Source organism: Amnimonas aquatica (assembly GCF_002943415.1).
GTDB lineage: Bacteria > Pseudomonadota > Gammaproteobacteria > Pseudomonadales > Moraxellaceae > Perlucidibaca > Perlucidibaca aquatica_A.
Genome location: NZ_PTQZ01000255.1, coordinates 1 through 2,220, shown reverse-complemented (window position 1 = coordinate 2,220; position 2,220 = coordinate 1). Strand labels below are relative to the sequence as shown.

At 68.1% G+C, this 2,220-nt stretch carries 3 protein-coding genes; 1 reads left to right on the top strand and 2 read right to left on the bottom strand.

All coding sequences use genetic code 11. The features are described from left to right. The first annotated feature begins 131 nt into the window (after positions 1-131). Positions 132-332 carry a hypothetical protein gene (locus tag C5O18_RS08725; RefSeq protein ID WP_105193188.1) on the top strand — a complete coding sequence of 67 codons (201 nt, stop codon included), beginning with the start codon at positions 132-134 and terminating at the stop codon, positions 330-332. A gap of 153 nt (positions 333-485) precedes the next feature. On the opposite strand, the gene C5O18_RS08720 is transcribed toward C5O18_RS08725, so the two are convergent. Then, entirely contained in the window at positions 486-1,916 is a 1,431-nt protein-coding gene (locus C5O18_RS08720) for an aldehyde dehydrogenase family protein (protein ID WP_105193186.1), read from the bottom strand. Between the two features lie 24 nt (positions 1,917-1,940). Beyond that, positions 1,941-2,220 (bottom strand): penicillin acylase family protein (locus tag C5O18_RS08715; RefSeq protein ID WP_206389820.1); only part of this gene is annotated, 280 nt, incomplete at its 5' end.

Genomic DNA, 2,220 nt, shown 5'->3' with positions numbered 1-2,220 from the left:
GTGCTCGGCAGCGGCCTGTACCTGTGGATCGCGCGCCGCCGCCAGACCGACGCACGCATCGCCATGCTGGCCGCGAAGGCCGACGAGCTGGCGGCGGCCGGCTCCGTTGACGCCGACCGGGGAGCACGCTCATGAGCCGGCGCCCGGGCAACAGTTTCATGCAGCTGTGGGGCGCGCCGCTGCTGCTATCGGTACTGACGCTGATCGGCCTGGTGTCGGCGCTGACCGGCGATGGCGGCCTGCACTACTGGGTATCCTGGCTGCTGCTGGGCCTGCCTGTGGTGCTCTGCGCCTGGTACGCCTGGCGGCCGCAGCGGAAGCGGCGGCGCTGACGGCGCGGCGGCAACGCCGTCGCCATCCGGCCCGAGGCTCGCAACAACGGCCTGCGGGGCAGCAACGCAAAACCAGCAGGCAGCAACGCAAAAAAAGACCCGCATGATGCGGGTCTTTTTCTTGCAGCAGCGCTGATGTCCGGATCGCCCCGGTCAGACCGTCTTCATGAAGATCCGGATGAGTCGGCGGGTGAGCGCCGTGTAGGGCGGGAAGAACATCTTCGCCAGCATGATGCGCGTGCGCACCACGGCACGCTCGTGCGAGAACGCCTTGAAGCCGAAGTGGCCGTGAGCGCTGCCGATACCGGAGTTGTTGACACCGCCGAACGGCAGGTTGCCGTGCAGGAACTGCACCACGCAGTGGTTGATGCAGGCGCCGCCGGAGCTGGTCTGCTGCATGACCTTGCGGATGTTGGCGTCGTCGCGGCCCCAGATGTACAGCGCCAGCGGCTTGGGCCCGTCGTTGATGCGCGCGATCACCTCGTCGAGGTCACGGAAGCCGATCACCGGCAGCAGCGGCCCGAAGATCTCCTCCTGCATGATCTTCGCATCGGCCGGAATGTCGGTCAGCAGCGTGGGCGCGACGAAGCGGTCACCGGCATCGACCTCGCCGCCGGCCAGCACCGTCGCGCCGCGTGCCACGGCGTCATCGAGCAGCGCCTGCACACGGGCAGTGTGGCGCTCGTTGACGACGCGGGCCAGGTGCTCGCTCTGCTGCGGCTGCGCGCCGTAGACCGAGGACAGCACATCGCGGCAGGCCTGCACGAAAGCCCCGCGCACGGACTCGTGGACATAGATGTGGTCGGGCGCGATGCATGTCTGGCCGTTGTTGGTGAACTTGGCCCAGAGGATGTTCTGCGCCGCCAGCTTGAGGTCGGCGGAGGCATCGACGATGGTCGGCGACTTGCCGCCCAGCTCCAGCGTGACGCTGGTGAGGTGCTTCGCGGCGGCCGCCATGACCACCTTGCCGATGGCCGGCGAGCCGGTGAAGAAGACATGGTCGAAGGGCAGGTCGAGCAGCGCCTGCGCCACCGGGGCATCGCCCTCGATCACCGTGACCTCGTCGGGCCCGAACACCGCGCGCACGATCTTCGAGATCACCGCCGAGGCGTGCGGGGTCATTTCCGACGGTTTGATGATCACCGTGTTGCCGGCGGCCACCGCCGACACCAGCGGTCCCAGGCTCAGGTTCACCGGGTAGTTCCACGGCGCGATGATCAGGCAGCGGCCCTTGGGCTCGTACTGCATGTAGCCCTTGGTGCCGATCATCATGCGCGACGGCCACACGCCCTGCGGCTTCATCCAGCCGCGGAGGTTGCGCAGGGCGTCGTTGGCCTCGGCCACCACCGGCAGGATCTCGGTCAGCTCGACCTCGGTGGCGGGCTTGCGGAAGTCGTCCCAGCCGGCCTGCACGATCTCGGCCTGGTGCGCGAGCAGGGTGTCGCGCAGCTTGCGGATCTTGGCGCGGCGCTCGGCCAGCGTGGACTGGCGCAGGCGGATGGCGGTCGCCCGCTGCGCCTCGAAGGCCTGGCCGATGGCCTCGGCGGAAAGCACCTGGCCCACGGGTTGGGAAATGGCGTTCATGTCAGCTCCTCTCTACTGCGCGGCTCATTGCCGCAGGGTGGTCTCGGAAATCTTCTGGGCCCGGATCTCGGCGGCCGTGAAGGGGAAGGCCTGCCACTGGCGTGCGGCATAGGCCCTGGTGAAATCGCTGTAATGCGGGTTCGCCGGGTCGCTGGACTGCGAATAGGTGATGAAGCCGGCCGCCTGCGGCTTGCCGCTTTCATCCCAGGTCACGGTCTGGATGTAGCTGTTGCCGTAGAGCACCGGATAGCCCTCGCCGGTCAGCCCGACACCCTGATCGGACACGATGGTGAAGGCGCCCTCG